Here is a 20,981-nt window from a genome sequence, read left to right on the forward strand (position 1 = left end):
CTGTTCATTTTTGTGATATAGTTAAAAAGTAAAGTCATAATCTTAAGGGGAGGGATAAGATGGAATGTAAAGCAGGAGATACATTTACGTGGCAAAGAACGTTTCAAGAGGAAGAAATCATGCAGTTTGCGGAGATGACTGGAGACCGGGGCAAACATCATATAGAACGTGACGAAAAAGGGCGGCTAATGGTGCATGGACTTATGACTGCTAGTATTGGGACAAAAATAGGAGGAGACTTAAACTACATTGCAAGAGAAATGGTGAGTGAATTTCTTCGTCCAGTTTTTGCGGGAGATACAGTTACCTGTGAATGCATATTAACTGAAGTAGAAAAAGCAGATGGTTTTCAAAAAGTGAAAATCAAATCAGTGTATCGAAATCAACAAGGTAAAGAAGTACTGATAGGAACAAGTAATGGAATTATTAGAGATTAAAATGAAAACGCTAACAAGAAATAAGTTATGAATGTTGTTAGAAAAGTCACGGGTTCGTGACTTTTTTATGTTGTTTTTTAAAACGAAATTTTAAAAAGAAAGAAAATTATCGAAATTATATTTTAAAGAGATTATAATAACCATAACTTTACTACAAGATTAAAAAGGAGCTAAAAAGATGAATGAACAGCTTACATTGTTAACCACAGAGTCTCAAAACGAGTAGGCAATGAAGGTAGATGCGGCTAGTAAAAAAGAAATTTTAAACGTAATGAATAAATGGTAATTCTCTTATTGGAAAAGAAGCGGACCATAGTATTGAGGTAGTAGTAGGTCCGGAAGTGCTAACAGGTTCCACAAGGTTAAAAGCAGCAAGCGCTCATAAAATGATTCTCAACATGATTTCTACAGCGGCTATGATTAAAGTAGGAAAAGCGTATGAAAACTTAATGATAGATGTTCATGTGAGTAATAAAAAGCTTAAAGAACGAGCGATAGGTATTATTTGTAAAATTACAGGTGTTTCTTATGAACAAGCAAATCAAACGCTTGAAGAAGCAAATAATGAGGTGAAAACAGCAGTGGTTATGATCAAAACAAATGAAAATTACGACACTGCGAAGATGTTACTGAATGATGCGGGCGGTTATGTGAGAAAAGCGATTGAACATTACGTATAAAGGAGAGAAACGATGTCAACAGGTGGATTAACAATGATTAAAAACACGGTGGCAAAGCTTCCTGATTCGGAGAGGAAAATTGCTGAATATATTTTAAATAATCCGCATACTGTGGTAAACAGTACGGCTGGGGAATTAGGTAGACTAGCGAATGCTAGCAGTGCTGCTGTTATTCGTTTGTGTAAATCTATCGGGGTTAGCGGGTTTCAAGAATTAAAGGTAAGAGTAGCCGGAGATTTAGCTAGAGATACGGAGCAAGGATACCGCGATATTGAAACAAATGAAACGATTCAATCTATTGTCAAAAAAACGGCAAGCAACAGCATTCAAAGTCTAAGTGATACGGCCGAGCTTGTGAATTATAAAGAAGCAGAGCGGGCTGTTTTGGCACTGATTGAAGCCAAAAATATTCATTTTTTTGGAATCGGTGCTTCACATATTATTGCTATAGATGCGCAGCAAAAATTTCTTCGAATTAATAAAAATGCTACGGCTTTTGCAGATAGCCATCTAGCAGCTACACTCATCGCAAATGCAAGTAAAGACGATGTAGTTGTGGGTATTTCTTTTTCAGGGGAGACTCCTGAAGTAAGCAACGTCTTATCTTTAGCTAAAAATCGCGGAGTAAAGACGATTAGCTTAACCAAGTATGGACAGTCTACCGTTTCGTCTTTAGCTGATATTTGTTTGTATACGTCTTGTTCTCAAGAAGCGCCGTTTCGAAGCGCGGCTACATCGTCTCGTTTAGCCCAGCTTTATGTGATTGATGTGTTATTTTTAAGTATTGCAGCGCAGCAGTATGACCAGACGATTGAGTATATTGATAAAACAAGAGATGCCATTCAGTTTTTGAAAACTAAGAAATAAAAAAAGAAAGCGATTACAAAAAGGGGATTTTGTGGTCTGTTTCCTCAGTACCGTATCCATCTAAGAGGAAAATACAAAGGGGGATTAACATGTCTTTAGATAATCATCAATTAGCAAAGGTTATTTTGGAGATGCTTGGGGGAGCATCGAATATTGAAGCGTATACGCATTGTATGACTCGGCTGCGGGTGACTGTAAAAGATGATTCAATTGTAAAAAAAGCAGATATACGAAAGCTTGAAGGCGTGCTCGGATTAGTTGAAGAAGAAACGCTGCAAATCATTATTGGTCCTGGAAAAGTAAACAAAGTAACAGAGGAATTTGGAAAGTTAATTGATGAATCCGGCGGTATTAATTTAGAAAATCGTGCGGCTCAGCGGAAATCGGAGCTGAAAGAAAAAAATGCAACTCCGTTTAAGCTCTTGCTTCGCCGAATTGCGAGTATTTTTATTCCGTTAATACCTGCTCTTGTAGCATCCGGACTTATCACCGGAGTGACAAAAGCAGCTGTTCAAGCGAAGTGGCTTCCGGCAGATTCACAGATTGCTATTCTTTTAACCGTTATCGGGAGCGGTTTATTTGCCTATCTTGGTATTTTAGTAGGTATTAATGCCGCAAAAGAATTTGGTGGTTCGCCGGCTCTAGGAGGCTTAGCAGGCATTTTAGTCATTAATCCTGCCGTAGCTGATATTAAACTTTTTGGTGAAGCTCTTTTGCCGGGGCGTGGCGGCTTAATAGGCGTGTTGCTTGCAGCAATCTTTATGGCCGTGGTAGAAAAACGAGTACGTAAATTTGTCCCTCAGTCACTGGATATTATTATTACACCAACCGTTACGGTGTTAATTACAGGCATTATTACGTATGTAGTATTCATGCCAATCGGAGGCTTAATTTCAGATGGAATCACAAAAGGTCTTTTAGGAGTTCTAGAGGTTGGAGGAGTTGTAGCAGGCTTTGTTTTAGGAGCAACGTTTTTGCCGCTCGTTATTACAGGACTGCATCAAGGTCTTACTCCTGTTCATTTAGAGCTTATTAATTCAATTGGAGATGATCCGCTTCTTCCTATACTAGCAATGGGCGGAGCCGGTCAGGTAGGTGCAGCTTTTGCTATTTATATCAAAACAAAGAAAAAACGTTTAAAGCGAGCAATTGGAGGGGCACTTCCTTCAGGTCTGCTGGGAATCGGAGAGCCGCTTATTTTTGGAGTCACACTTCCTTTAGGGCGCCCATTTTTAACCGCTTGTCTTGGAGCCGGAATCGGAGGAGCGTTTCAGGCGCACTTCCATATTGCAACTGTAGCAGTGGGGGTATCCGGTTTGCCGCTTACGTTTTTAGTTCATGCGCATCAAATTCTTCTTTATTTACTTGGATTAGTTATTGCTTATGCAGCAGGGTTTATTTGTACCTATTTCTTTGGATTTAACGATGAAATGGCGAGGGAGTTTGAATGATCGGTATTTCGTTTTATTTAAATGATAGTGATGCCCAAAAAAGATTAATAGAAGCGAGTGAATGCGGAGTTACACGCGCATTCACTTCGCTTCACATTCCAGAAGAAAAAGGAGATTTGGCTGAACGGGCAAAAGAATTGCTTCATGTGGCTAGAGATTGTGGAATAAGCGTGTATGCAGACGTATCCAAGCATACGCCGGTTCATTTAGGTATTGAAAGCCTTATGACGCTATCTTCACTTGGCGTATCGGGTATTAGACTAGACGATGGCTTTAGTGTAAAAGAAACTCTTTCGCTTGCGAATGAATTTTATATTGCTGTTAATGCAAGTACGTTATCCAAACAAGAAATAGAATCGCTGTTATCTGCAGGCCTTCATCATCATCAGCTGCTTGCATGGCATAATTTTTATCCGCGGCCTGAAACAGGACTTGAAGAAACGTTTTTTCAACAGCAGACAGATTTATTTAATGAACTTCGTATCCCAGTCTGCGCTTATATTCCTGGAGAAGGCGAAAAAAGAGGCCCTGTTTATCAAGGTCTTCCTACTAGAGAAAAAGACCGTAATAGATGTCCTTTTACCTCTGCAGTAGATTTATACGGATGCGGAGTAACGGAGGTTTATATTGGAGATCCATACGCCGGTTCAAGTTTATTAAAGCGTTTAGTTCGATATCAAGAAAACCGCATTATTCCGCTGCGCATTCGTTCACTTCATATAGAGGGAACGTACAGCGTGCGTCCGGATGTATCAAGAGACGTTCTGCGGTTGGTTGATACTCGATCTGTAAAACCAGTGCCGCCATTTCGTACAGTAGAACGCAGAATCGGAGCAATTACAATGGACAATGATGGCTACGGACGCTACAGAGGAGAGGTTCAAATAGCTAAAACGAATTTGCCTGCAAATACTAATGTTAACGTGATTGGGTATGTGATAGAGGAAGATCATGAGCTACTTTCATTAGTGAGACCGGGGCGAAAACTTGAGCTTGTCACTGTCTAAATGGAAAAATCGTGTATTTTTAAAAAAGCCGATAGCTAACTAGTAAGCTTATAAAAGTAAAGAGCACACACTGCTTAAAAAAGGTGTGTGCTTTTTATTTTACTAAAAAGGAAACTATTTTCATTGCTGAATCATGAACCTTTCTATTGAATAAACCGCTTTACTATGATAAAACTATTAAAGGTAAACATATGATAATAGTTTAATTTCATAGAGATACAACACCACTAGGGGTGCTTTCGAAGCTGAGAGAGACGAGAAGTCTTAACCCTTATAACCTGAACTAGGTAATACTAGCGTAGGAAAGAGGTATTGTAATGGATGTTTTGTATGGGATTTCCTTACGAACTCGTTATAATAATTTTGTGTATATAAACAAAAACACTTCTTTCCTGCGAAAGAAGTGTTTTTTTATGCATAAAGGAAGGTGTCATACATGGAAGAAACAATTGATTTGCTTGTCAAACAGGTAGAGGAGCGCAAAGGGGAGCTAATCCAGTTATTAACAACGCTTGTTTCATATAAAACGCCGGCGCCTCCTGCACGAAATTCTCATGAAGCGCAGCTATACGTAGCGGATTTCCTTAAAAACTGCGGTTTTTCCATCGATATGTGGGACTTATATTCCAACGATCCCATCGTAGTAGGTACGTTAAAAGGACAAAAATCAGCTGACTATCAAAGCTTGATTATTAACGGGCATATGGATGTTGCTGAGGTACAAGAAAATGAAAAGTGGGGGACAAATCCGTTTGAAGCTGTGGTAAAAGACAATATGATAATCGGACGCGGAGTTGCTGATATGAAAGGCGGCTTGGCAGGAGCATTATTTGCAGTGCAGCTTTTAACGGAAGCAGGAATTGAACTGCCGGGAGACTTGATTTTTGAATCCGTTGTAGGAGAAGAAGTGGGAGAAGCAGGTACGCTGCAATGCTGTCAGAAAGGATATACAGCTGACTTTGCGCTTGTAGCCGATACGAGTGATTTACATATTCAAGGTCAAGGCGGAGTAATCACAGGATGGATTACGATAAAAAGCAGCAAAACCTATCATGACGGTACACGCCGAAGCATGATTCATGCTGGAGGAGGGCTGTTAGCTGCGAGCGCTATCGAAAAGATGGCAAAAGTGATCGGAGGGCTACAAGAATTGGAGCGCCACTGGGCTGTTACAAAGAGCTATCCAGGATTTTTGCCAGGAACAAACACGATTAACCCAGCAGTAATCGAAGGCGGAAGGCATGCTGCGTTTATTGCAGATGAATGCAGGCTGTGGATCACCGTTCACTATTATCCTAATGAATCATACGACCAAGTATCAAAAGAAGTGGAAGAATACATTTTAGCTATTGCAAAAGCAGATCCATGGTTAAAAGATAATCTGCCAACCTTTGAATGGGGAGGCACATCAATGATTGAAGACAGAGGAGAAATCTTTCCGTCATTAGAAATTGATGAAGGTCATGCAGGAGTGCAGCTGCTTGCACATACTCACGAACAAATTGAAGGGGAAAAGCCTCCAATTGATGTGTCAACTAGCGTAACAGATGGCGGTTGGCTAGCTGATGCGGGTATTCCAGCAGCTATTTACGGTCCTGGGAATTTAGCAAATGCACATGCTGTGAACGAACAATTAGATATCAATCAGCTTATTCAATATACAAAAGTGATGGTGCAGTTCATTTATACGTGGCTGCATACGCATAAGGAGTGATCATCATGAAATTTAGTGAACGATTATATGAAAAGCTGCAGCCGATTTGGCGCCAAAATCATAATCATCCCTTTGTACAGGGAATGGGAGACGGAACGCTTGAAAAGGAGAAGTTTCGCTTTTATATGATTCAAGATTATCTTTACCTAATTGATTATGCTAAATTATTTGCGATTGGAGCCATGAAAGCTACCAATGTTCAAACGATGGGGAAATTTGCTGCACTTTTAGATTCTACATTAAACGAAGAAATGAGCCTGCACCGTGAGTATGCCAAGAAATTTGAAATCAGCGAAAAAGAATTAGAAAAAGCGCAGCCATCTCCTACAACGCTTGCATACACACACTATATGCTGCACGTTGGTCAAAGCGGAACATTGGCTGAATTAGTGGCGGCTCTTTTGCCTTGTATGTGGAGCTACTGGGAAATAGGAAAAGAACTCAGTGAAAAGCCTGGAGCTAACAATGAGTTTTATCGTGAGTGGATTGAAATGTACAGCTCAGAAGAATTTGGAGAACTAGCGACGTGGTGTATCAACTTATTTGACTCACTTACTGAAGACAAATCAGAAGCGGAGTTAGAAAAGCTCGAAGAAATTTTCTTAAACACAACGCGTTTTGAGTATATGTTCTGGGATATGGCTTATAACGAAGCGATGTGGCCAATTTATGAATAAGTCTGTGTTATCTTTTCAAAACGTAAGTTTTACGTACAAAAACGGTGATCAAGCGATTTTAAAATCATTAAATTTAGACGTGAAAGAAGGCGAGTTTGTAAGTATCGTTGGAGCAAGCGGATCTGGAAAAAGTACGTTGTTTCGTCTCATTACAGGTCTTGAACAGCAGAGTGAAGGCGATATCATGATTAACGGACAGTCTTACGAAAAACGTCTTGGAAAAGTAGGCTACATGCCGCAGCAAGATTTGCTTCTTCCGTGGCGCACGATTCTAGACAATGCAGCACTGCCTCTTGAGCTTCACAATGTGTCAAAGGCAAGTGCTCATAGGCAAGTATCTCAGCTGCTCGAAGAGTTTGGGTTAAAAGGGTATGAAAACCGTTTTCCAAGTGATTTATCCGGAGGGATGAAGCAGCGTGTTTCTTTTCTGCGAACGGTATTAAGCGGTTCTAACGTGCTGCTTTTGGATGAGCCTTTCAGTGCGCTTGATGCCATTACGCGTCTATCGATGCAGGAATGGCTGCTTGAACAATGGCAAAAGCGTAAACACACCATCTTATTTATCACTCATGACGTAAACGAAGCGCTTTTTTTATCAGATCGTATTTTTATCTTTTCAGACAAGCCGGTAAGTCATCTTGAAGAGATTCAAGTGCCGCTTAGCAGACCTCGAACGCAAAAAGATTTGAATCAACAGCGTGTGCTTGACGTGAAAGATTATTTAATTGAACAGCTTAGATCGAAGGTGAACACATGAAAAAGTACGGAGCTTCAGTGATATTAGTAGTCATTTTACTGGCTGCTTGGGAAATTGGAGCACGCATTGTAAACTATCCGTTTATTTTACCAACGCCCACCGGTATTTTAACAAAGCTTTGGGATTTGCGAATGGATTTATTGTTTAAGCATTTACCAGCTACGTTATCTATTGTCGTAATTGGGCTGCTTATATCCGTTGTGCTAGGGGTTCTGCTGGCCGTGTGGATGAATTGGAGTCCGCTTATTGAGCGTGCTTTCTATCCGCTTATTATTGCGTCACAAATGATCCCGACCATTGCCATTGCTCCTGTATTTGTTCTCTGGTTTGGCTACTCCATTTGGAGCAAAGTGATTGTGACCGTATTAATTACTTTTTTTCCTATTACGGTTAGCACATTCGACGGGCTTCGTTCCACAAACAAAGAGTTAAAAGAACTCATGTTAACGATGGGAGCAACAAAAAAAGATATTTTCTTTAAGTTGAACATTCCTTCTGCACTGCCTCATTTTTATTCAGGGCTCAAAGTAGCGGTTACCTTTAGTATAATAGGTGCTGCCATTGGGGAATGGTTAGGTGCACAAGCAGGCTTAGGATATTTCAGTCGTCGCATGATGACACAGTTTGATGCAGCTGGTGTATTTGCACCAATTGTGATTTTATCCGCGCTTGGTATTTTATTCTTTATTATTGTAGTAGGTTTCGAAAAACGTTCATTAAAGTGGAGGAAAACAGAATGAAAAAATGGTTTGCGATTGGGTTAAGCCTGATGCTTGTTTTGATGCTCGCTGCTTGCGGCCAAGACAAGGAAAATAAAGCTGGTGACAGTAAAAAATTAAAAGACGTTACAATTATGCTTGATTGGTACCCAAATGCAGTGCACAGCTTCATTTACGCTGCACAAGAAAAAGGATATTTTAAAAAAGAAGGGCTGAATGTAAAAGTACAGTTTCCTGCTAATCCAACAGACTCGCTTAATTTAGCAGCTGCGGGGAAAGTTACGCTCGGCCTTTACTATCAGCCTGATGTAGCAATGGCACGAGCAAATGAAGATGTGCCGGTAAAGTCGGTAGGAGCGATTGTAAGGTCTCCGTTAAACCGAGTTGTGGCGCTGAAGGATAGCGGTATTACGCGTCCTAAAGATTTAGAAGGAAAAGTAGTAGGCTACAGCGGAACACCATTAAGCGAGTCTGTTCTAAAGAAAATGGTAAAAAGCGATGGAGGAGATCCTAATAAAGTAAAACTAGTAGACGTAGGATTTGAGTTGAATTCATCGCTGATTAGTAAAAAAGTAGATGCCGTAATAGGTGCGTATATTAACCACGAAGTACCATTGCTTCATAAAAAAGGATACAAAACGGTTGACATTGATCCTTCAGATTACGGTGTACCATCTTATTATGAGCTAGTGGCAGTTACTGGGGATCAAACGTGGGCAAAAGATTCTGATACGATTAAAGCGTTTTGGCGTGCTGCGACAAAAGGGTATGAGTACACAGAGAAGCATCCAAAAGACTCACTTCAAATTTTGTTAGATAACCAAGATAAGTCAAACTTTCCTCTTGAAAAAGACGTGGAAACAAAAAGTTTGAATATTTTACTTCCGAAAATGAAGTCTGAACACGGATTTGGCAGTCAAACGAAAGAATCATGGCAGTCAAATGTGGACTGGTTAAAAGAGTCGGGATTAATTAAGAAAAAGCCAAATGTAGATGAAATGTTTGAGAATATCGGAGAATCCAAGTAAATAATTTAAGACAAATTTAAAAAAACCTTCTTATACTGAACGTAACTTTCTGAACGAGAAAGTGAAAAGGTAAAGGAGGTTTTTTTTATGGCTTTTACGATAGTAGATAAGGAAACATGTATTGCTTGCGGAGCATGTGGAGGAAGCGCACCAGATCTTTATGATTATGATTCAGAAGGTCTTGCTTATGCCGTGTTAGATAACAACGAAGGAACAAAAGAAGTTCCTGAACATCAGCAAGATGAGATGATGGAAGCGTACGAAGGATGCCCCACAGAATCGATTAAAGTTGCAGAGCAGCCCTTTTATGGAGATGCACAAAAATTCGAATAGGGCTTTTGAAAAAAGTAAATAATGATAAAGTACATTTAGTTTCTATGTGAGATAAGTTAACATTTCGGCATGTTCAGTATAAGGTTTCAAAACAAAAAGGTCTTGCCTAGGCAAGACCTTTTTTTATTCTAAATTTGCATGCTTTCCGTACATTGTATGGGTATCAAGTTCTTTCTTCTCCATGAAGCGAAGAATCAGCGCATCGTAAAAGAGAAGAAGCGTTTGTTCAAACAGTGACGCCATAGGCTGCACTGTTTGATAACTGCTTTGTTCTTGATCCTTCGGAGCACCGGGCAGCTTCACGATAAAGTCAGCCAGCTTGCCAAGCGTGGAGTCGGGAGAAATTGTGACTACTCCAACTTTTCCCCCAAGTTCTTTTGCTTTTTGAGCGATAGGAATCAAGCTCTTCGTCTCGCCAGAACCTGATCCGATGATTAATAAATCATCCTGCGTGAAAGTGGACGTCACGGTTTCTCCAATGACATAAGCATCAATGCCCATATGCATCATACGCATAGCAAACGACTTGCCCATAAGGCCTGAACGGCCTGCTCCTGTGACAAACACTTTTTTAGATGAGATGATGCCATTTACAAGCTGTTCAGCTTCATCGTCAGCGATTAGAGCTGTTGTTTGTAAAAGCTCATTCATAACCGTTTTTAAATGTTCGCTCGTCTGCATAGAAAGCTCCTTAATTTGTAATAAGCTCTTTCATTTGAGAAGCAACTGATTTTTTATCGTCTTGGCTCGTGATTCCTCCGCCAACGATAACAAGATCAGGCTGTGCTTTTACTACTTCAGGTAAAGATTCTAATTTAATGCCGCCAGCAACGGCTGTTTTTGCATTTTTTACAACGCTTTTGATTGTTACTAAATCTTCAAAAGAGTTTTGGCCAACTGCTTGAAGATCGTATCCTGTGTGTACACAGATATAGTCAACGCCAAATTCGTCTAGCTCTTTTGCGCGTCCTTTAATATCTTTTACACCAATCATATCGACTAGAATTTTTTTACCTTGTTTTTTGGCTTCTTCAACTGCACCTTTGATTGACATATCTTCAGCAACACCTAAGATGGTAATGATGTCTGCTCCAGCTTGAGAAGCTTGCTGTACTTCATAGCCAGCTGCATCCATAATTTTTAGGTCAGCTAATACTTTTAAATTAGGAAATGCTTCTTTAATTTCTTTAACGGCGCGAAGCCCTTCATTGATTACAACGGGCGTACCGATTTCCACGATATCAATATGTTCTTCAACTTCTTTTACTACCTCTTTTGCTTGAGAGATATTAACAAGATCTAATGCTAATTGTAATTCCATTCTACTCCACTCCTTACAGAAATCTATAAATACCTTTTGTGCTTTTTTACATAAAAAGCAGCTGGTGTAGTTATTGTACCCGCAGTTTGAGGTTCTTAAAAGTACGCACTTTTCCCACAAATAGTGTGGGAAATGATAGTATACAGAAGTATACTAATGGACATATCAGTCTTGTAACCGCTTAATTTTCATTAAAAATACGAATGACATTGAGTAACATCATCCGCATAAAAAAATAAAAACTATGGAATAGAAGGAGTAGTTTCCATCATTTAATTAACGTTTCCGCCTTTTGTTCTTGATTGATCAGCACTGTATCCCGGTAATTTTTACCCCAATCATACATGGCTGTCAAAATGGGCATTAAACTTTCTCCTTCTTTTGTAAGTGAGTATTCGACTTTAGGTGGTACGACAGGGTAAACTTTACGGTTAACAATTAGATCTTCTTCCAGTTCCCGCAGCTGGTTAACCAGCATGCGCGGCGTAATATCAGGAATAAGCGATTTTAGTTCCCCGAACCGTTTTGTTCCTTCACGTCCTAAGTGCCATAGTATCAGCATCTTCCATTTTCCACCGATAATAGCAAGCGTTAATTCTTTTTCACAGTTAAATTCCTTATTAAGCTGGCTCAATTGCTTCACCCCTATGACCAATAGTATAAAATTTAAAGTACTACTTATTATACCGGTGCTGACAATCCTTTTACAAAAATCCGGCTTGTATCTTCCCATTAAAAAGCTCAGCTTTTCTTACTATATAGTTATTCTTGACTAGTGAGGTGTAAAAGGTGGCCTTTAGTCATGTTTTTTATTTTTAAGGAATTCAATTGTTTAAATATAAAAAAAGATGGGAAATCACTCAATAACAATGCTAAAGGAGGCAGTAAAAATGGAAAGAAGCCGATCTGAATTACAAAACCCTGCTTTAAGCAACAGCGCAGGCATTAATAACGACGTAGGAATCAATAACAATCCACAGACAGCTAATAGCACTACTGCTGTTAGCGCTGGAAAAAGCTGCAGCAGCAAGCTAGTAAAAGGTGTTGTTGTCGGGGCAGTTGTGGGTGGATGTATAACATTGCTTGATAATAAAACTCGTTCATCTGTTAAAAGAAGAGCCGTTACATTAAAGGACTCTTCTGCAAACATGATTAATCAAGTAAAAGAGAACCCTCAAGAAACAAAAGAAAAAATGGTGCAACAAATGAAAAACGCATCGAATCTTTTAAAAGATGCAATTAATGATGCTAAACATTTGTACGAGCGTGTAAATGAAGATTTCTTTAAGCAAGCAGAAGATGTGAAAAGCGTTACGCATGATGCAAAATCGACGGTAGAAGATGCTAAAAGTGATTTACAGCAAATTGGTGAAAAAGTGAAAGATGCAACTTCTGAAATAAGTAAAGAAAAAATGACACCAGACGAAAAACCAGAAGCTGAGCGTGAAAGAACATACCAGTCTATTCACTAAAAAGGAGATGTTAACTGTGAGTCAAATGAATGAAGGAACTACAAAAGACATGAATAAAATTGAAGAAACGGCAGATAATTTAGGGACGGAGAAAAAAGAAGCAATTTTGCAGAACTTTGATACGTTTACTGATTATTTGAGTCAAAAAGTTCATGTCGGTAAAAAGCTCGGGTTAAGCGAGGAACAATTAACGGCCGCTACAAAAAAAGTGGCTAGCTATTTAGCCAAAAATGAGGAGCCTCGAAACCGAGAAGAAAAAGTCCTTCATGAGTTATGGAAAGTCAGCAGTGAAGAGGAAAAGGAAGTCCTTTCTCATCTCATTTTAAAACTAGTTGCGTAACATTAAAAAAGCATCCCATCTATCAGGATGCTTTTTTAATGTATTAAGATGATTGATTTTGAGCCTCTTGAATCGTTTTATCCCAGTCAATACCGCAATCATCCGTTGTACAAGAAGATTGCTGTGCGCAGCTTGCACATTTTCCCTGAGTACTCTTGCGGAAGAATTTTGTCATATGATAAAGGGCATATCCAAATATCAAAACCCCAATTAAAATGTTAATAATCAATATTATTCACTCCTTTTAAGAAAAACCAAGTACTTTTCCAATAGTGTGTACAAGCAAAGCTACGAGATAAGCGACAACCAAAGGGTAGGCCACAGCAAATGCTGTCCATTTCAATGAGCCGGTTTCTCGTCGAATAACAGCGACGGTTGCTAGACACGGAACATAAAGAAGAACAAACACCATAAACGTATAGGCTGTTAGCGGTGTAAAGAATGTCTTCATTGTGTCGCCAAGCTGTCCTTCTTGTACTTTATAAATGATGCTCATAGTTGAAACAACCACTTCTTTTGCTAGGAAGCCTGTAATCAGTGATGCTACAGCTTGCCATGTCGCAAAACCTAAAGGGATAAATAGAGGAGCGATAGCACCTCCAATAATAGCCATAAAGCTATTTTCCATATCTACTCCAAAACCGCCAGGGCCAGCGTAAGATGATAGCCAGATAAATACAGAGCCAGCTAAAATAACCGTACCTGCTTTTCGGACGAAATTTCGGCCTTTTTCCCACGTGCTTCTCCAAAGAGTCTTGGCTTGAGGTACGCGGTAAGGAGGAAGTTCGACAATAAAAGTTGATTGTTCGTCTTTAAGAAGCGTTACTGATAAAATTTTCGTTACAACAAGTGCTAAAATAATGCCAAGCAAGTACATAGAAAACACCACAGCTGCTCCGTTTTGCACAAAAAACGCACCTACAAACAAAGCGTATACAGGAAGGCGTGCTGAGCAGCTCATAAATGGATTTACTAAAATGGTCATAAGGCGCTCTTTTCGCTGTTCAATTGTACGCGCGGCCATGATCCCCGGTACGTTACATCCAAAGCTAATAATCATCGGAATAAATGCTTTTCCGTTCAAACCGAAAAATTCCATGATACGATCCATTACTACAGCAATTCGAGCCATGTATCCTGAATCTTCAAGCAGTGAAATGAAAAAGAACAGGACAAAGATTTGTGGTACAAATACTAGTACGCCGCCTACGCCTGCGATGATGCCGTCCACAATTAAATCATGAATAAATGGAGCAGCACCAGCTGCATTTAGAAGAGAATCAGCGCCTTTACTAAGCGTTCCGCCAAAAAAACCGTCCAGTTTATCAGAAAGAGGAACGCCAATCCAAGTAAACGTAATATTAAAAATCAAATACATTAAGCCAAGAAAAATAGGGAGACCAAGCCACTTATGCGTCACAATTCGATCGATTCGATCTGTGAAGGTTAGAGGTGTTTCACTGCCCTTTACGATACACTCGCTGGAAATGCGCTCGATAAATGCTGTACGCACGTCGAAGAAATGCTCGCTAAGCGGCTTGGTTAATTTTTGTGCAGCTGCTTTTCGAAGCTCAAGCAGCTCTGAGTAACTCGTTTTTTCTTTTAATGTTGATTCAATTACGCTATTTTCAGCTAAAAATTGAATGGCAATCCATCTGCTGACATCCGCTTTTGTTTGAATCATATGAATTGCGTGTTCAGCGGTTTCCCCGTAATTTAGTTGAAATAACGGGGCTTTTAAATCTTGCTTCAAAGTGGAGAGAAGCTCATTAATTCCTTTTCCATTGCGGGCAATAATTGCAGAAACCGGAATATGTAATGATTTGCTAAGCTTCTCCAAATGAAAAGTCAATCCGCGTTTTTCCGCTACATCAATCATATTTAAGCCGATTACTAATGGCTTTCCATATTCCAATGCTTGAATAGTGAGATGCATGCTTCTTTCAAACTGAGAAGCGTCTACAATATTCAGCATACTGTTAAATTCTCCGGTTAACAAAAAGTTAGTTACCACTGCTTCATCTGAAGAAAGAGGAGTAAAATCATACACACCCGGCAAATCAACCAGCTGGCTGTTTTGCTTTTTAATAGACCCAACTTTCTTTTCAACGGTTACACCGCTCCAGTTTCCTACGTATTCATAGGAATCTGTTAATATATTGAATAAAGAAGTTTTTCCTGTGTTTGGATTTCCTAAAAGTGCAATTGTACTCATGCTGTCTCAACCTCAATTTTAGCTGCATCGCGTTTTCGGATGCTAATCATTTGACCTTGACATTCAATAATACAAGGTCCTCCTAAGATGGTTTTTTGCTTCATGCATAGTTCGCAGCCTTTTTTTACTCCAAAAGAAAGAAGGCGGCGTTCTAATGATCTATCTAAAAATTCAATGTTTTTAACTTTTACTTTGTCGCCAATACTCACGGTAGTTAAATTCATCATTCAGCACTCCTGTTAATGATAATCATTTTCAATTTGTATCTATCTCGATTATACATAAGGTTCTAAAATCAATCAATGCTTCTAGAGCGTTACAATTAAAAATATATATTTATAACTATATTTTTCAGGTGAAATTATGTACGATTTTAGCAGCAAATTGTCAGGAGGGATGTGAGTGGAGGTAATCATTCGCAAAATGAGAAAAGAAGATATTACGTCTGTTCAATACGTCGCAAAGATGAGCTGGTATGATACATATGAAGGAATTATTCCTAGAAGCGTTCAGAATCGGTTTCTTTCAGAAGCATACTCCAATAAAAGGCTGCTGTGGCGCCTGCGCAATTCGTTCATTTATGTAGCAACTATTGATGAGAAAATCGTAGGATACGCTAACTTTTTCCGACTACAAAACAGAGGGGAAATAGAACTAGGATCTATCTATATACTGCCTGCTTATCAAGGAAAAGGAATCGGTTCGCAATTGTTAGAAAAAGGAATGAAGCGCTCGAAGGAATTAAAAATCGTTTACATTAACGTAGAAAGGGAAAACGGAATAGGCCGTGCTTTTTATCAATCAAAAGGTTTCCAGCTCGTGGGTGAATTTGATGAGGAATTTGAAGGGCATTTGTTAAAAACGATGCGGATGAAGTTAATGATTTAAGCCTATAGCATGAACGTTATCTTAAAAAAGCTGATTTTAAACTTTCTGCTAAAATCAGCTTTTAATTACAGAATAACGATTGACCTTATTCTTGTGAATATGGTAACATTAATCAGAACTTAATGACCGAAAATGTTTTTCGGTCAAACAGTCAGGCGGAAGTAAGGATTATTGGAGGCTAAAAAACATGAATATGATTAAAGGAGAATGGAAAAAAATCTTTTCCAAACCAATGACTATTGTTGTGATTTGCGGATTGTTATTTGTTCCATTACTTTATAATGTCATCTTTTTATCTGCTTACTGGGATCCATATGGAAAAACAGATCAAATTCCAGTTGCAGTGGTAAATGAAGATAAAGGTGCTACATTAAATGGAAAGAAATTGAATGTCGGTCGTGATTTTGTTGATGATTTAAAGAAAAACGATAAATTTGACTGGAAATTTACGAACAAAGAAAAAGCGTTAGAAGGTTTAAAAAATGAGGACTACTATTTAGTTTTAGAAATTCCAAAGAATTTCTCCAAAAATGCAACAACATTAATGGATAAAGATCCTAAAAAAATGAAATTTATCTATCATACAAATGCCGGAAAGAACTATTCAGGCGCTCAAATTAGCTCAAATGCAGTGGCTAAAATCAATGATCAGATTAAAGAAGCGGTCACAAAGCAGTATGCTGAAACGGTATTTGACAGCTTTAAGCAAGTAGCGGACGGTCTTCAAAAAGCAAGTGACGGTGCAGAAGAGCTCGAAAACGGCTCAAAAACGCTGCGAGATAACATGAAGAAATTAGCAGACAGCACGGTTACATTCGAAGACGGTACAGCTAAATTAGCAAACGGGTTAACGGATGCACGAAAAGGAGCAACAGATTTAAATGCTGGTGCAGCTAAGCTACTAAACGGTGCGGACACAATTAATGAAAACTTAGGCAGCCTAAACAGCGGTTTAGGAAAGTTAGAAAGTGGGAGCGGACAGCTTTATGCAGCTTCTAAAGAACTTGAAACAGGTGCAGGAAAGCTTAGCAATGGATTAGGACAACTACAAGACGGAACTGCAAAACTGCAAGGTGCGACACAACAGCTCAATGAAGGAACAAAGACACTTCAAGGGAAATTACCGCAGTTTACAAGCGGCTTAAATCAAGTGGACGCTGAAGTGAGCAGTGTTACGCAGCAAATTAATCAAGCGGAACAGGAAATTACGCAGATTAAACAGCAGGTCGATTCAAAAAAATCAGAGTTTGAACAGCAGCAGCAAGCCCTCATTGACAGCATTAACAGCAACGAGTCCATTCCTGATGAGCAAAAACAAACGCTGATTGCAGGAATTAAAAAACTCACGTCGCAGCAGTTTATGGATGAACAGCAGCAAAAAGCAGAGCAGTTAAAAGCAAAAGTAGATAAAGTGCAAGAGTTATCTGCGGCTCTTCAAAAGCTGTCTAAAGGCGGAGAAGATATTCAAAGCGCTATTAATAAAATTGCTGATGGACAAAGTCAGCTGTACAATGGCCAAACAAAATTATATAATGCCCAAACTCAATTATACAACGGTGCTGTTAAACTAGCAGACGGAGAAAAGCAGTTCAACAGCAAATTTGCAGAGCTAAACAGCGGTATTGCTGACGCTCATACAGGAGCTGGAAAGCTTGCTGACGGGCAGCAGCAAATTGTGGATGGGCTTAAGAAGTCTGAACAAGGAAGCGCAGCGCTAGCAAATGGTTTAACACAGCTAGAAAACGGGGCAACCAAGTTAGCAAATGGTTCTAAAGAGTTAACAAATGGTTCGTCCAAACTATATGATGGTTCATCTAAATTATCAGATGGAACGAGCGAGCTTCATTCATCTTTAGCAGATGGTGCAAAAGATGCAAAAGATGTTAAAGCGGATGATAAAACATATAGTATGTTTTCAAATCCAACGGATTTAAAATCAGATAAACAAAACAACGTAGATAAGTACGGTGTCGGATTAGCTCCATACATCTTATGTATTGGCTTGTTTGCGGGAACATTAATGTTTTCAGCGGTATATCCAATGAAAGAGCCATCAATTCGACCGACATCAGGCATTTCGTGGTTCTTAAGTAAGTTTAGTGTCATCACTATTGTAGGTATGCTGCAGGCAGCGATTGCTGTTACAGCTCTTCTATGGGGCTTGCATTTAAACGTAACAAGCATTTGGCACTTCTATATCTTTACCATGATTACAGGTGTGACGTTCTTTACACTTATCTTGTTCTTAACAACAGGGTTAGGAAAAGTAGGGCAGTATTTAGCCTTCATTATTCTGCTGCTTCAAATTGGGGGCAGTGCAGGTACATTCCCTAAAGCACTTGTGCCGGAATTCTTCCAGGCAATTAATCCGTACTTGCCTATGACCTATGCAATTCGCGGTTTCCGTGAAATCATTTCAATTGGTGATGATTTCGGCTATGTATGGCATCAGGCTGGCGTACTTGGAATCTTTGCAGCAATCTTCATCACTCTTTCATTGATAATGTTTTATATCAATGCCAGAAAAGAGAAGCATCACACAGAAGAAGAGGCAGCAGCATAATTTAACTAATACAAAAAGAGAGTTCCAGTTTAAAAAGGAACTCTCTTTTTCTTTATGATAGTATAGGTTTACGTATATAAAGAGGGGAACGTGAATGCATGCAGCTTACAAAATTTTCGGTATATGAAAGTGATCGTGTAAAAAAGTGGCAGGAAGGGCTGAAGGAATGGGACGGTTCAATATCGGAGCGGATGATAAACGACCGAGCTGAAGATGAATTTTGGCAGCAGTATTTAGAGAAAATGTCTTTTAATTCAGTAAATGACCCTGTAGTAAAACAGCTTCAACAAGAACTTCTTGCTTTTTTGAATCCAAATGACTCTGTTATGGAAATTGGCCCTGGCTGGGGGAATTATACGTTTTCGATTGCTGATTATGTAAAAGAACTTACGTGTATGGATTGTTCGCCAAGCATTATTCGCTACTTACAAACGCAATCAGATGCCCGCTCTAATCTAAAGTTTATAGAAGGTAAATGGGAGTATGAGCGTCTAACAGATAGCTATGATGCCGTAGTAGGAATAAACTGTTTTTACCGTATGCATAATATTGTCGATGGTCTCTTAAATATGAATGATTCGGCTAATCGTTTAGCGGTTATCGGCATGTCAACGGGTCCAGAAAAGCCTCATTACGTAGAGTTACATAGAAAACTTGGGTACGAGATTAAATGGCGCCGTAAGGAATATATTGACTTACTAAATATTTTATATGAACTGGGTATTTACGCAGATTGTAAGCTGGTTCCTATAACCAAAACGGTAACCTATGAGACGTACGAAAATCTCATCAAGAAGAACTCGACAAAGGTGCTTTCTAAAGATATTGACAAGTTAGAAATTGAGAAGATTATTTTACAGCATGTAAAGAAAATAAATGGCAGATATGAATATACGTATCAATATCATATGGCTTTTATTTATTGGAAACCGATAAAAAGAACCCGTTGAGTAAAATCAACGGGTTCTTTTTAGTAGTGATAAAGCTGTAATTTAGAATAAGCAATATTAAAATCGTCGCCGCTTAGAAGAACTTTCAATTCCTGCTTCTTCACGGTATTTAGCTACTGTTCTTCTTGAAATTTGAATTCCTTCGCTGGAAAGAAGAGACATGAGCTTTTGATCTGAAAGAGGTTTTAATTTATTTTCTTCGGCAATTAATGTTTTAATTTTTTCTTTTATAAAGGCAGTAGAATTGCTTTGTTCGCCATCAGTTCGCTCTAAAGAATTGGTGAAAAAGTATTTTAACTCAAACAGCCCGCGTGGCGTTTGAATATACTTTCCGTTAGTCGCACGGCTTACCGTTGATTCGTGACAGTCTACTTTTTGAGCAATATCTTTTAAGGTAAGCGGCTTTAGCCCCGAAATACCCATTTCAAAAAAATCTTGCTGATGTTCCACAATGGCTTTGGACACGTTGTAAATCGTCGCATTACGCTGCTCAATACTATTGATTAGCCAAGTAGCTTCATGAATTTTTTCCTGTACGTATCGATCGGTTGTTACGCATGCAGAGCGATGAACCAGCTTTTGATAGGTACCGTTAATTTCGATGGGCGGAAGCAACTCGCTATGAAGAATAACATGATAGCGGCCGTCAACTTTTTGTACCGTTACATCAGGCGAGATGTACTTCGTAAGCGGGACGTGGAAATCTCCTGCTGGACGAGGATTTAATGTCCGCAAGCAGTCAACAATTTCTTGTACTTCACGCATCGAAATAGAGTATTTTTTTGAAATGTTCCGATATTTTTTGTTAGCAATATCTTCAATATCGTGTTTTACCACGTCGTATAAAAGAGGAGGCTTTGACGTTTTGGCCTTAATTTGAATAAGCAGTGAATCGACAAAATTTTGAGCGCCCACGCCAATCGGATCAAAGCTTTGTAAAACGTGAATCATATCGTTGACTTCGTTAATTGAAACATTCAACAGTTCGGCTGCCAGTTTTGGCTCAATTGCTAAAAAGCCGTTTTTATTTAAGTTTCCAATTAGAAATTGAACGATGTGTTTTTGATGTGAGTGTAAATGATTTAGCATAGACAGCTGCTCTAATAAATGACTCTCTAATGTCACAGTTTGATCAGATATATAATTAAACGGATTATACTCGTCGTCGGTATAACCTTTTGAATATGAACGCTGTTCTCGAGTATCAAATGAATCTTTTTGCTGAGAGTCGCCAGCAGACAGTTTAATTACAGGATTTTCATTGACTTGCTGATGAAGATAATGAACTAAATCGGCCGTAGAATAATTTAAAATGTTGATAGACTGACGTAATTCAGGTGTCATGGCCAATTTTAATAGTTGTTTTTGGGATAAATCTAAACCTAATTGCATCATTGAATCACCTATCATTCTTGAGTTTTATTTCGACAATTCTGGCTGCATCGTTCGACATCATCATAGCTGAAAATGCGAAAGAATTCTATAGTGTTGTCAGATGTTCTTACACAGGGACCAATCGCAAGAAAGAGTAGGAGAATAGATAAAACAAAAACGAATAGCTC

The 20,981-nt window shown here is 39.0% G+C and carries 22 protein-coding genes, 1 pseudogene and 1 riboswitch; of the genes and pseudogenes, 16 read left to right on the top strand and 7 right to left on the bottom strand.

All coding sequences use genetic code 11. The annotated features are described in order from the left end of the window. The first annotated feature begins 59 nt into the window (after window positions 1-59). The 11 genes and pseudogenes from JNUCC25_RS04535 (at window position 60) to JNUCC25_RS04585 (ending at window position 9,670) form a co-directional block, all read left to right on the top strand. The gene (locus JNUCC25_RS04535) at window positions 60-437 is read left to right on the top strand and encodes an FAS1-like dehydratase domain-containing protein (RefSeq protein ID WP_013055587.1); all 378 of its coding nucleotides are present in this window, start codon (window positions 60-62) and stop codon (window positions 435-437) included. 278 nt (window positions 438-715) lie between these two features. Next, window positions 716-1,117: pseudogene (murQ, locus tag JNUCC25_RS04540) on the top strand (N-acetylmuramic acid 6-phosphate etherase); the annotation flags it as partial. A 12-nt stretch (window positions 1,118-1,129) separates the two neighbouring features. Continuing rightward, a complete protein-coding gene (locus JNUCC25_RS04545; RefSeq protein WP_029324857.1) occupies window positions 1,130-1,984 on the top strand; it encodes a MurR/RpiR family transcriptional regulator in 855 nt (284 codons plus the stop codon). An 89-nt stretch (window positions 1,985-2,073) separates the two neighbouring features. After that, a complete protein-coding gene (locus JNUCC25_RS04550; RefSeq protein WP_013055590.1) occupies window positions 2,074-3,435 on the top strand; it encodes a PTS transporter subunit EIIC in 1,362 nt (453 codons plus the stop codon). Beyond that, window positions 3,432-4,442 carry a MupG family TIM beta-alpha barrel fold protein gene (locus tag JNUCC25_RS04555; RefSeq protein WP_454222838.1) on the top strand — a complete coding sequence of 337 codons (1,011 nt, stop codon included), beginning with the start codon at window positions 3,432-3,434 and terminating at the stop codon, window positions 4,440-4,442. The genes JNUCC25_RS04550 and JNUCC25_RS04555 overlap by 4 nt, the downstream gene beginning before the upstream one ends. A 219-nt stretch (window positions 4,443-4,661) precedes the next feature. Continuing rightward, a riboswitch (TPP riboswitch) is annotated at window positions 4,662-4,764 on the top strand. Between the two features lie 114 nt (window positions 4,765-4,878). Then, window positions 4,879-6,156: an acetylornithine deacetylase gene (locus JNUCC25_RS04560; protein ID WP_078081505.1), complete on the top strand. Its 1,278-nt coding sequence runs from the start codon at window positions 4,879-4,881 to the stop codon at window positions 6,154-6,156. A 5-nt stretch (window positions 6,157-6,161) separates the two neighbouring features. Beyond that, a complete protein-coding gene (gene tenA, locus JNUCC25_RS04565) occupies window positions 6,162-6,833 on the top strand; it encodes a thiaminase II (RefSeq protein WP_029324860.1) in 672 nt (223 codons plus the stop codon). After that, window positions 6,826-7,590: an ABC transporter ATP-binding protein gene (locus tag JNUCC25_RS04570; protein ID WP_013055594.1), complete on the top strand. Its 765-nt coding sequence runs from the start codon at window positions 6,826-6,828 to the stop codon at window positions 7,588-7,590. The genes tenA and JNUCC25_RS04570 overlap by 8 nt, the downstream gene beginning before the upstream one ends. After that, window positions 7,587-8,330 (top strand): ABC transporter permease, encoded by a 744-nt coding sequence (locus JNUCC25_RS04575; RefSeq protein ID WP_013055595.1) that lies wholly within the window; start codon window positions 7,587-7,589, stop codon window positions 8,328-8,330. The genes JNUCC25_RS04570 and JNUCC25_RS04575 overlap by 4 nt, the downstream gene beginning before the upstream one ends. Then, window positions 8,327-9,337, top strand: a complete 1,011-nt coding sequence (locus JNUCC25_RS04580) for an ABC transporter substrate-binding protein (RefSeq protein ID WP_013055596.1) — start codon at window positions 8,327-8,329, stop codon at window positions 9,335-9,337. The genes JNUCC25_RS04575 and JNUCC25_RS04580 overlap by 4 nt, the downstream gene beginning before the upstream one ends. An 87-nt stretch (window positions 9,338-9,424) precedes the next feature. Then, on the top strand, window positions 9,425-9,670 hold the full coding sequence (locus JNUCC25_RS04585) for a ferredoxin (protein WP_013055597.1): 246 nt from the start codon (window positions 9,425-9,427) through the stop codon (window positions 9,668-9,670). A gap of 123 nt (window positions 9,671-9,793) precedes the next feature. Here the strand turns inward: JNUCC25_RS04585 and hxlB are convergent, their stop codons facing one another. The 3 genes from hxlB to JNUCC25_RS04600 all read right to left on the bottom strand — a co-directional run bounded on the left by hxlB (window position 9,794) and on the right by JNUCC25_RS04600 (window position 11,625). Continuing rightward, window positions 9,794-10,351, bottom strand: a complete 558-nt coding sequence (hxlB, locus tag JNUCC25_RS04590; RefSeq protein ID WP_013055598.1) for a 6-phospho-3-hexuloisomerase — start codon at window positions 10,349-10,351, stop codon at window positions 9,794-9,796. 10 nt (window positions 10,352-10,361) lie between these two features. Then, window positions 10,362-10,991 carry a 3-hexulose-6-phosphate synthase gene (hxlA, locus tag JNUCC25_RS04595; protein WP_013055599.1) on the bottom strand — a complete coding sequence of 210 codons (630 nt, stop codon included), beginning with the start codon at window positions 10,989-10,991 and terminating at the stop codon, window positions 10,362-10,364. 268 nt (window positions 10,992-11,259) lie between these two features. Then, entirely contained in the window at window positions 11,260-11,625 is a 366-nt protein-coding gene (locus tag JNUCC25_RS04600; RefSeq protein ID WP_013055600.1) for a winged helix-turn-helix transcriptional regulator, read from the bottom strand. A gap of 256 nt (window positions 11,626-11,881) precedes the next feature. On the opposite strand from JNUCC25_RS04600, the gene JNUCC25_RS04605 reads away from it, so the two are divergent. Continuing rightward, complete coding sequence (locus tag JNUCC25_RS04605; RefSeq protein WP_013055601.1) at window positions 11,882-12,463, top strand: hypothetical protein; 582 nt, start codon at window positions 11,882-11,884, stop codon at window positions 12,461-12,463. 16 nt (window positions 12,464-12,479) lie between these two features. Beyond that, window positions 12,480-12,803 carry a DUF3243 domain-containing protein gene (locus JNUCC25_RS04610; RefSeq protein ID WP_013055602.1) on the top strand — a complete coding sequence of 108 codons (324 nt, stop codon included), beginning with the start codon at window positions 12,480-12,482 and terminating at the stop codon, window positions 12,801-12,803. A gap of 43 nt (window positions 12,804-12,846) precedes the next feature. Here JNUCC25_RS04610 and JNUCC25_RS04615 read toward each other — a convergent pair whose 3' ends face one another. From JNUCC25_RS04615 to JNUCC25_RS04625, 3 genes are read right to left on the bottom strand one after another with little or no spacing between them, the layout of a single operon-like run. Beyond that, a complete protein-coding gene (locus JNUCC25_RS04615; RefSeq protein ID WP_013055603.1) occupies window positions 12,847-13,032 on the bottom strand; it encodes a FeoB-associated Cys-rich membrane protein in 186 nt (61 codons plus the stop codon). Window positions 13,033-13,047: 15 nt separating this feature from the next. Continuing rightward, on the bottom strand, window positions 13,048-15,018 hold the full coding sequence (feoB, locus tag JNUCC25_RS04620; RefSeq protein ID WP_029324862.1) for a ferrous iron transport protein B: 1,971 nt from the start codon (window positions 15,016-15,018) through the stop codon (window positions 13,048-13,050). After that, window positions 15,015-15,245 carry a FeoA family protein gene (locus JNUCC25_RS04625; protein ID WP_013055605.1) on the bottom strand — a complete coding sequence of 77 codons (231 nt, stop codon included), beginning with the start codon at window positions 15,243-15,245 and terminating at the stop codon, window positions 15,015-15,017. The genes feoB and JNUCC25_RS04625 overlap by 4 nt, the downstream gene beginning before the upstream one ends. 175 nt (window positions 15,246-15,420) lie before the next feature. Between JNUCC25_RS04625 and JNUCC25_RS04630 the strand changes: the two genes are divergently transcribed. The 3 genes from JNUCC25_RS04630 to JNUCC25_RS04640 all read left to right on the top strand — a co-directional run bounded on the left by JNUCC25_RS04630 (window position 15,421) and on the right by JNUCC25_RS04640 (window position 19,419). Beyond that, on the top strand, window positions 15,421-15,906 hold the full coding sequence (locus JNUCC25_RS04630; protein ID WP_454222842.1) for an N-acetyltransferase family protein: 486 nt from the start codon (window positions 15,421-15,423) through the stop codon (window positions 15,904-15,906). 187 nt (window positions 15,907-16,093) lie between these two features. After that, on the top strand, window positions 16,094-18,469 hold the full coding sequence (locus JNUCC25_RS04635; protein WP_454222844.1) for a YhgE/Pip family protein: 2,376 nt from the start codon (window positions 16,094-16,096) through the stop codon (window positions 18,467-18,469). A gap of 98 nt (window positions 18,470-18,567) precedes the next feature. Continuing rightward, window positions 18,568-19,419 carry a class I SAM-dependent methyltransferase gene (locus JNUCC25_RS04640; RefSeq protein ID WP_029324865.1) on the top strand — a complete coding sequence of 284 codons (852 nt, stop codon included), beginning with the start codon at window positions 18,568-18,570 and terminating at the stop codon, window positions 19,417-19,419. Window positions 19,420-19,476: 57 nt separating this feature from the next. Here JNUCC25_RS04640 and rpoN read toward each other — a convergent pair whose 3' ends face one another. Then, window positions 19,477-20,814 carry an RNA polymerase factor sigma-54 gene (rpoN, locus tag JNUCC25_RS04645; RefSeq protein WP_231101672.1) on the bottom strand — a complete coding sequence of 446 codons (1,338 nt, stop codon included), beginning with the start codon at window positions 20,812-20,814 and terminating at the stop codon, window positions 19,477-19,479. Window positions 20,815-20,981 lie beyond the last annotated feature (167 nt).

Source organism: Priestia sp. JNUCC 25, assembly GCF_053667915.1.

Bases quoted from the DNA above. Each gene is read 5' to 3' on its own strand.
- JNUCC25_RS04555 (WP_454222838.1), top strand. From the start codon at position 3,432: ATGATCGGTATTTCGTTTTATTTAAATGATAGTGATGCCCAAAAAAGA.
- JNUCC25_RS04570 (WP_013055594.1), top strand. From the start codon at position 6,826: ATGAATAAGTCTGTGTTATCTTTTCAAAACGTAAGTTTTACGTACAAA.
- JNUCC25_RS04550 (WP_013055590.1), top strand. From the start codon at position 2,074: ATGTCTTTAGATAATCATCAATTAGCAAAGGTTATTTTGGAGATGCTT.
- JNUCC25_RS04545 (WP_029324857.1), top strand. From the start codon at position 1,130: ATGTCAACAGGTGGATTAACAATGATTAAAAACACGGTGGCAAAGCTT.
- JNUCC25_RS04535 (WP_013055587.1), top strand. From the start codon at position 60: ATGGAATGTAAAGCAGGAGATACATTTACGTGGCAAAGAACGTTTCAA.
- JNUCC25_RS04635 (WP_454222844.1), top strand. From the start codon at position 16,094: ATGAATATGATTAAAGGAGAATGGAAAAAAATCTTTTCCAAACCAATG.
- feoB (WP_029324862.1), bottom strand. From the start codon at position 15,018: ATGAGTACAATTGCACTTTTAGGAAATCCAAACACAGGAAAAACTTCT.
- JNUCC25_RS04640 (WP_029324865.1), top strand. From the start codon at position 18,568: ATGCAGCTTACAAAATTTTCGGTATATGAAAGTGATCGTGTAAAAAAG.
- tenA (WP_029324860.1), top strand. From the start codon at position 6,162: ATGAAATTTAGTGAACGATTATATGAAAAGCTGCAGCCGATTTGGCGC.
- hxlA (WP_013055599.1), bottom strand. From the start codon at position 10,991: ATGGAATTACAATTAGCATTAGATCTTGTTAATATCTCTCAAGCAAAA.
- JNUCC25_RS04575 (WP_013055595.1), top strand. From the start codon at position 7,587: ATGAAAAAGTACGGAGCTTCAGTGATATTAGTAGTCATTTTACTGGCT.
- JNUCC25_RS04580 (WP_013055596.1), top strand. From the start codon at position 8,327: ATGAAAAAATGGTTTGCGATTGGGTTAAGCCTGATGCTTGTTTTGATG.
- JNUCC25_RS04585 (WP_013055597.1), top strand. From the start codon at position 9,425: ATGGCTTTTACGATAGTAGATAAGGAAACATGTATTGCTTGCGGAGCA.
- JNUCC25_RS04625 (WP_013055605.1), bottom strand. From the start codon at position 15,245: ATGATGAATTTAACTACCGTGAGTATTGGCGACAAAGTAAAAGTTAAA.
- JNUCC25_RS04560 (WP_078081505.1), top strand. From the start codon at position 4,879: ATGGAAGAAACAATTGATTTGCTTGTCAAACAGGTAGAGGAGCGCAAA.
- hxlB (WP_013055598.1), bottom strand. From the start codon at position 10,351: ATGCAGACGAGCGAACATTTAAAAACGGTTATGAATGAGCTTTTACAA.
- JNUCC25_RS04605 (WP_013055601.1), top strand. From the start codon at position 11,882: ATGGAAAGAAGCCGATCTGAATTACAAAACCCTGCTTTAAGCAACAGC.
- rpoN (WP_231101672.1), bottom strand. From the start codon at position 20,814: ATGATGCAATTAGGTTTAGATTTATCCCAAAAACAACTATTAAAATTG.